Source organism: Streptomyces sp. ISL-98, from assembly GCF_018614055.1.
Lineage (GTDB): Bacteria > Actinomycetota > Actinomycetes > Streptomycetales > Streptomycetaceae > Streptomyces > Streptomyces spiramyceticus.
Map to the genome: position 1 here is coordinate 23,583 of NZ_JAGGPB010000049.1, position 6,082 is coordinate 29,664.

At 69.0% G+C, this 6,082-nt stretch carries 5 protein-coding genes and 3 pseudogenes; 5 read left to right on the forward strand and 3 right to left on the reverse strand.

The window, feature by feature from the left end:
* Positions 1-51 precede the first annotated feature (51 nt).
* The gene (locus J7I98_RS30140; RefSeq protein WP_214928204.1) at positions 52-453 is read right to left on the reverse strand and encodes a helix-turn-helix domain-containing protein; all 402 of its coding nucleotides are present in this window, start codon (positions 451-453) and stop codon (positions 52-54) included.
* Between J7I98_RS30140 and J7I98_RS30145 the strand changes: the two genes are divergently transcribed.
* The 4 genes and pseudogenes from J7I98_RS30145 to J7I98_RS41500 form a co-directional block, all read left to right on the forward strand.
* Complete coding sequence (locus J7I98_RS30145) at positions 452-1,318, forward strand: NAD(P)-dependent oxidoreductase (protein ID WP_214928205.1); 867 nt, start codon at positions 452-454, stop codon at positions 1,316-1,318. The two genes, J7I98_RS30140 and J7I98_RS30145, sit on opposite strands and share 2 nt — an antisense overlap.
* 392 nt (positions 1,319-1,710) lie before the next feature.
* A pseudogene (locus J7I98_RS30150) lies at positions 1,711-2,328 on the forward strand (DUF6000 family protein).
* Between the two features lie 102 nt (positions 2,329-2,430).
* Positions 2,431-3,732: an SUKH-4 family immunity protein gene (locus tag J7I98_RS30155; protein ID WP_214928206.1), complete on the forward strand. Its 1,302-nt coding sequence runs from the start codon at positions 2,431-2,433 to the stop codon at positions 3,730-3,732.
* 227 nt (positions 3,733-3,959) lie between these two features.
* A pseudogene (locus tag J7I98_RS41500) lies at positions 3,960-4,037 on the forward strand (VOC family protein); the annotation flags it as partial.
* Positions 4,038-4,599: 562 nt separating this feature from the next.
* Here J7I98_RS41500 and J7I98_RS30160 read toward each other — a convergent pair.
* Positions 4,600-5,097 (reverse strand): EF-hand domain-containing protein, encoded by a 498-nt coding sequence (locus tag J7I98_RS30160; protein ID WP_214928207.1) that lies wholly within the window; start codon positions 5,095-5,097, stop codon positions 4,600-4,602.
* 281 nt (positions 5,098-5,378) lie between these two features.
* Between J7I98_RS30160 and J7I98_RS30165 the strand changes: the two genes are divergently transcribed.
* Positions 5,379-5,825: a hypothetical protein gene (locus J7I98_RS30165; protein ID WP_214928208.1), complete on the forward strand. Its 447-nt coding sequence runs from the start codon at positions 5,379-5,381 to the stop codon at positions 5,823-5,825.
* Between the two features lie 34 nt (positions 5,826-5,859).
* Here the strand turns inward: J7I98_RS30165 and J7I98_RS30170 are convergent.
* Positions 5,860-6,082 (reverse strand): annotated as a pseudogene (locus J7I98_RS30170) (hypothetical protein); the annotation flags it as partial.

Genomic DNA, 6,082 nt, shown 5'->3' on the forward strand with positions numbered 1-6,082 from the left:
ACGCCGAGCTCCGGGACGGGACGTGGCACGTACCTGAAGGTACGTACTTGATCAAGAACCGGCGGCCAGGGATTCTGGTGGAGGCGCGCCAAGTCCCTCGTCCGTTTCCGACTCTGCCCCCGCGGTCAGGTGGTCCCGTCCCCAGGCTGAGAGCAGTTCCAGCAGTTCGTAGAGCCGACGGCCCTGCACGGTCAGCGAGTACTCGACCCGGGGCGGCACCTCGTCGTAGTCCTCCCGGTGCACGATCCCGTCCGCCCGGAGCTGCCGAAGCTGCTGGGTCAGCACCTTCTCACTGATGCCGGTGACCAGTCGCCTGGTCTCCCCGAAACGGCGCGGACCGTCGGCGAGCGCCCACATGATGAACGACTTCCACTTGCCCTCGAACACCCCGACGGCCACGCCCATGCCGCACGTGTGCGGATCGGTCACCGTCACGACCTCGGAGTTCCCCATGTCTGCTTCCCCCGTCACCGTTCTCGGCCTGGGCCCGATGGGCCGGGCCCTGGCGTCCTCGTTCTTGGCCGCTGGCCATCCCACAACCGTGTGGAACCGTACCCCGGGCCGGGCGGACGGCCTGGTGGAGAGCGGCGGCGTCGAGGCCGCGACCGCCGGTGAGGCGATCGCGGCGAGCGACCTCGTGGTGATCTGCGTGCTGGACTACGACGCCGTCCACGCCGTCACCGCCCCGCACACCGCCGCGCTCAAGGGCCGCACCCTGGCCAACCTCACCGCTGGCACTCCCGACGACGCCCGCGCCACCGCCGAGTGGGCGGCCTCGCACGGCATCAACTACCTCGACGGGGCAATCATGGTTCCGACCTACCTCGTCGGCGGCCCGTCCACCCTGGTCCTCCACAGCGGCCCGGCCGACCTGTACGAACTCCACCGGTACACCCTCCAGGCCGTCGGCGGCACCTGCGTGCACCTGGGCACGGACCCGGGGCGTGCGGGGGCGCACGACGTCGCGCTGCTCGACATCTTCTGGACGGCACTGACCGGCGTCGTCCACGCCTTCGCCCTCGCCAGGGCCGAGGGCGTCACCGCCTCCGATCTTGCCCCCTACGCCAAGGGAGTTGCCGGTCTCCTGCCCGACGTGATCGACGCCTTCGCCGAGCAGGTCGACACAGGCAGCTATCCCGCCGGGGGCTCCAACCTCCGTTCGGCGGCGGCCATCATGTCCCACGTCCTCGACGCCTCCCGCAGTCGGGGCGTCGACAGCACAGTTATCTCCGCCGCCCACGACATCGCCCGCCGGGGCATGGCGGCCGGCTACGCGGACGACTCCTACGCCCACGTCGCCGAACTCCTCCGCGGCTGAACCGGCCCGTCCCGGCCGGGACGGGCGGGCGCGGACGTTGGTTATCCGACGGCCGCCGTTTCGCCCGCGCCATGCGCGGGCCGTGCTCACGGCCACGGGCGGTTGAGTTGCGCGCCTGCCAACTCAACCGCTCATGACCTGCAATTTCCCATGGGCAAGGCACCGTAGTCACCAGTGAAACAAGCTACTTGGCACCTAGCCCGTCGGAAGCATGGCAGTCGTCAGCCCTCCCCGTGGCGGAGCGCCTTGCTCGCCTCGGCAGACGGCGCCGACAAGGACGACGTGGGACCCCCACTCCAGCGATGTTGTGCGCCTGATCGCGTGTGTCGGCGAGCGGCGTGACGTCGAGAAAAGGGCTGGTCCGATTGCGCTCGGCGAGTCAAGATCCTGTGGTGCGCCATGCCTACGAGGACGCCGAACTGCTGAACCTGGTCCGCCGCTACGTTACGCCCGGCCGCCGCTACCTGAAGCTCAGCGGTAGCTTGCTGCGCCTGGAAGAACCCGAGTACGACCGATTCGCGCGAAGTCTTGCCGAGGACGCCGAGCTCATCACCGCGCACGAGCTCGTCACTCTTCTTGAGGGCGGGTGGCGTGAGCGAAGGACCGCCGCATGGCTCATCGCTGTCTCGCCGGACCGAGTTCCGCGAGCGTCTCGGGGAGCTCCTGCTGGCCAGCGAGGTCTGCTGTGCGGGCTTGGCATATTGCGTAGCCTTGGCCACCTTCGGCACGCCGGACGACGCTGATCTGTTGACTGCCTACCTTGATCGCTACCTGCCCGCGCCGACCTCGCCTACGACCAGCCCGTGGCTCTGGGCGCCCTTCAGTACATCGACCTGAACCTCGGTGCCAACCAGGCCGCGCACTTTCTGGCTCCAGACGGCCTGTGGCACCAGTGCCTCCAAGGCATATCCGCTAGGCAGTGTGCCGAGGGCTCCGCCACTTACCTGAGCCTGATCCGCGGGCTCTGCGCCTTCACCGACGAGTGCGCCGAGCTACGCCCACCGGGATGACCACAGCACCCTTGCAACCGGCCTGATGCCATGGCGTCATGCATGGTCGCAAGCCTCCGATCCCGGGTGATGGGTGTCGGTGGTGGGTGGCAGGATGGCCGCATGAGTGAGGAGCTGGACGACATACTGGCCGACCCCGCACGGCTGTTGACCGCTGATCGCACGGCGGTGCGCGACCACATCGCCGCTGCGAAGGGCGCGGACGTGGGGCGCGAGGTCTTCCTGCAGGCCGAAGCGATCTTCGGCGACGCGGACGTGGCGCCCGCCGAGTTCGCCTCCTGGCTGCACTTCGCGGCGAAGGCGACCGGCCACGAGGAGTACGCCGAGTGGATCGCGACGGCCGAGCCGGGGATGCCGTGGCGAACAGTGTGGGCTTGGTGGCGGCCGGCCAACTGGTTCATGGCCCACCCGAGCCTGAACGGCGACTATTACCAGGTCCACCGCCGCCTGTACGAGGGCCGGGAGCTCGTCGAGGTGGTCGACCAGCGTGGCCCGCTTTGGCTCGATGCGGAGACGGGCCGGAGGGTGAAGGTCCGGGACGAAGGAGCGCTGACAGAAGCGCCATGGTCACCGGAGGCGCTTGATGCGCCGGAGCTGGACAACTGGGAGCTGAGCGCCCCGGAGAGCTGGGAAGGCGCCGTTGCGTTCGCCGCCGTGGGCGGCAGGATCCGCCATCTCGTCGAGAACACGCACGGCATAGCGGTGCTCGAGACAGACGCGGAGGTGCTGCGGGACTGGCCGCGTGGCGGGATCGACCCCACGTCGTCCGAAGAACCGCCGCCCGGCCTTGAACTGGCGCAGCGGCGGCCGACGGGTCCGCTCACCGCGGCCCGGGTCGACGACGCCTTCGGGGAGCGGCACGTGGTTCGCATACCCGAGAGCGCACTGCCCGAGGGGCTCGAACACCCGGGAAGCAGACAGCACTTGCGGGACATCGGCCTGCCCGCATGGTGGGTGTGCCACGGGGCCGAGTACAAGACCCATTCGGCCGACGCCATGCGGTCCCCGGCCGACGGCGCCCTGCCCGAGGACGGCCTGCTCAGCGGTGTGGCCGCCGCGGACCTGATCGCCTTCGGCGCGTGCGACTACGGCGAGCTGTATCTGCACCGCCACGACGGGTCCGTGCACATCTGGAGCCGACTGGACGGGCCGACGGACCGGGTGCTGGTGCCGCTCGCGCCAGACCTCGATGTCTTCACTCGCATCCTCGAGGCCGTCTACCGCTACAGCAACGCCTGCTGGCACCCCTATCCGGTGGAGGAGGACCAGGAGGCAGTGGCGCGGGTGTTCCTGGATGAGATGGACGAGCTGGCCCCGGGCCTGTTCGACCCGAAGACGCACAGCGGCATGGTGTGGAGCTGGCTCTACGCAGGCATCACCGAACTGGGCGTGGATGGCTTCTAGCGCGTTCCCTGCGTGACCAGGAGCAGACAAGGAAATTCAGACGACTTCCACGCGGCCGGCTGCCACCAGCCGCTGACGGTACCCATCCATCGCGTGGCTGCTGTGACGGGCGCACCCCGGTGGGAGCGCGGAGGGTCCTTCTCCCGCCCCACAGAGGCCCTCTGGGAGCCGTATACCGACCCCGAAGCGGACCGCTACCGCCACAGGTACTGACCCCGCCCGCCCACGTGGGCCAGGGCGACGTCCCGTGGAGGTGCCTGGCCGGCCCGGAGGGCCACGAGTTCTGCGTCCTCGCCCGGTCCTGACGCGGAGCCTTAACGACACCCCGACACATGAGCCCTGTCTGCTCATGCACCATGACCCCGGGTGGGTTGGGCTGCGGCGTCTCGGTCGATTCGGGCGGCGAGAGGCCCCGTGTCGGGGGCGAGATCAGCTCGCTCGCCGACCACAACGCTCAACTCGCCGACCGAAGCGCTACGTCACACCGGCTGGGACTGAGCGTTCCACTTGGCGGGTGAGTGCTTGAGTCGGCGGCTGAGCGTCTCGGTCGGCGAGCGGATGCACTCGGGCAGCCCGAGCAATGCTCCGCACTGTGGCGATCATCCCGAACAAGGACCAACGGAGGCTCGGGGCCGCCGTCTGCGCCAGCAGAGGCGCCAGGTGAACAGCGACTGCCCGCGGTGCCACCGTGCGCGTCGTCATCTCGGGGTGAGCGTCGGCGCCCTGACTTGCGCACGCACCCCCCCCGTGGCTGTGATCCAGCCTCACGCTCTGGCTCGGCTGCCGGGTGCGGAGCCATTCCCAGAGGGGCCACACAGGGTGGAGGCCCCCAGTGACGGGTGGCCTCCACGGACTGCCTATGTCTGTTCAGCTCGTGTAGAAGCGCTTGACCGCCTTCAGGAACTCCTTGCTGCTCAGCTGTCCGTCGTTATCGCTGTCGAGCGTCGCGAAGTAGGCCGACGCCTCGGTCGGCGGCATGCACAGGAAGCCGGCCGCGTGGAGAAACTCGTCCTCGCTGATGGTGCCGTCGTCATCACTGTCGAGGACGGCGAAGAGGGTCTGGCAGACCTCCCCCTTGCCCGGACGGTTCGGGGAACGGAATTCGGGCGAGGTGCGGGTGGTCACATACTCGTCAGCGGTCAGGACCCCGTCGCCGTCGGCGTCGCCCAGAGAGAGGAAGAAGCCCCACTGGGTCTCATTGGCCCGAATCAGGGCCTGGGCCTTGGGGGCATCCTCCGGGACTCCGAGGGTGGCGAGGAGCTTACGTGGCGCACGCAGGAAGTCGGTGAGGTCGACGACTCCGTCGCCGTCGGCGTCCATGCGCCGGAACTCCTCGATGATCGCGTTGTTGCTGGTAGTTGTCATGCCACCACAGCGTGCCAGTCGCAGGTCCCGGCAGAGGGCCCCCGACGCCCGGCTACCCCTCACGAGTGAACGGAGAAGCAGCCGTACGCGTAGACCGTCGGTGCCCTGAAGAGGCGGCCGGTTGTCGGCGATAGCTGCGGACGACGGGAGGGCGACTGGGAGCTGTCTGCCCTGTGGTCATCCGCGCACTTGTCACCGTCGGGGTCCTGCGGTGGCTGGTTGGGCCGCATCTCGTGCACGCTGTACACCCGACGGGCTCTGGCCCGATGACGCTGAGCATCGTGGATGGCGAAGCCCGCCAAGTGAAACGCTCGGTCCCACCGGCCATCGATCGCGACAAGAGCCCACTCCTCGACGCCGACCACGACGCCGTCCGCATCGCCGACGCGCTGCGCGATAGCCCGCACGTCCTGGGCGCCCACGCCGAACCCGGCGAGGACCGCGTCACCTTCACCACGCTGGCGGGCAACGGCTTCGACCTCACCCTGCAGGACGTCGAACCGACTACGGACGACGTCCTGCCCTCCCCGGCGCGCACCGAGGCCCTCGCCGCAGCGATCCTCAACCACCCCGACTCCCACGTCGCCACCCCAGACTCCCCGCGCGAGGACACCACCACCGTCCAGACCCAAGGCGGCATCCGCTACCTCCTGGCCCTGGACTTCGACCCGGACGCCGACGCCGGTGACTACTCCACCCCGGCCGAAGACGTCTCCTACGGCGCTTGAAATGGCCGGCTGAGCGGCAGAGCTGGCTGGCGGGTCAGGCATCACACCCGGGCGCAGTCGAGCCCTGATCACGTTGCGGCCAGGAGGTACCAAGATCCCGGCGCATGGCCGCCTGTGCTTCCTCGGTCGCCGCCAGATAGTCGCGGATATGTTGGCCGAAGTCTGGGTCCTCCCTGGTTGCGCCCGTTGCCACCAGGTCTCGGAGGTCACGAACCTTCCAAAAGGCCTGGTTGGTCTGATCCCCTTTCTTGGGCGCA

Coding starts and splice junctions, on each gene's coding strand:
- J7I98_RS30160 (WP_214928207.1), bottom strand. CDS start 5,097: ATGACAACTACCAGCAACAACGCGATCATCGAGGAGTTCCGGCGCATG.
- J7I98_RS30155 (WP_214928206.1), top strand. CDS start 2,431: ATGAGTGAGGAGCTGGACGACATACTGGCCGACCCCGCACGGCTGTTG.
- J7I98_RS30140 (WP_214928204.1), bottom strand. CDS start 453: ATGGGGAACTCCGAGGTCGTGACGGTGACCGATCCGCACACGTGCGGC.
- J7I98_RS30145 (WP_214928205.1), top strand. CDS start 452: ATGTCTGCTTCCCCCGTCACCGTTCTCGGCCTGGGCCCGATGGGCCGG.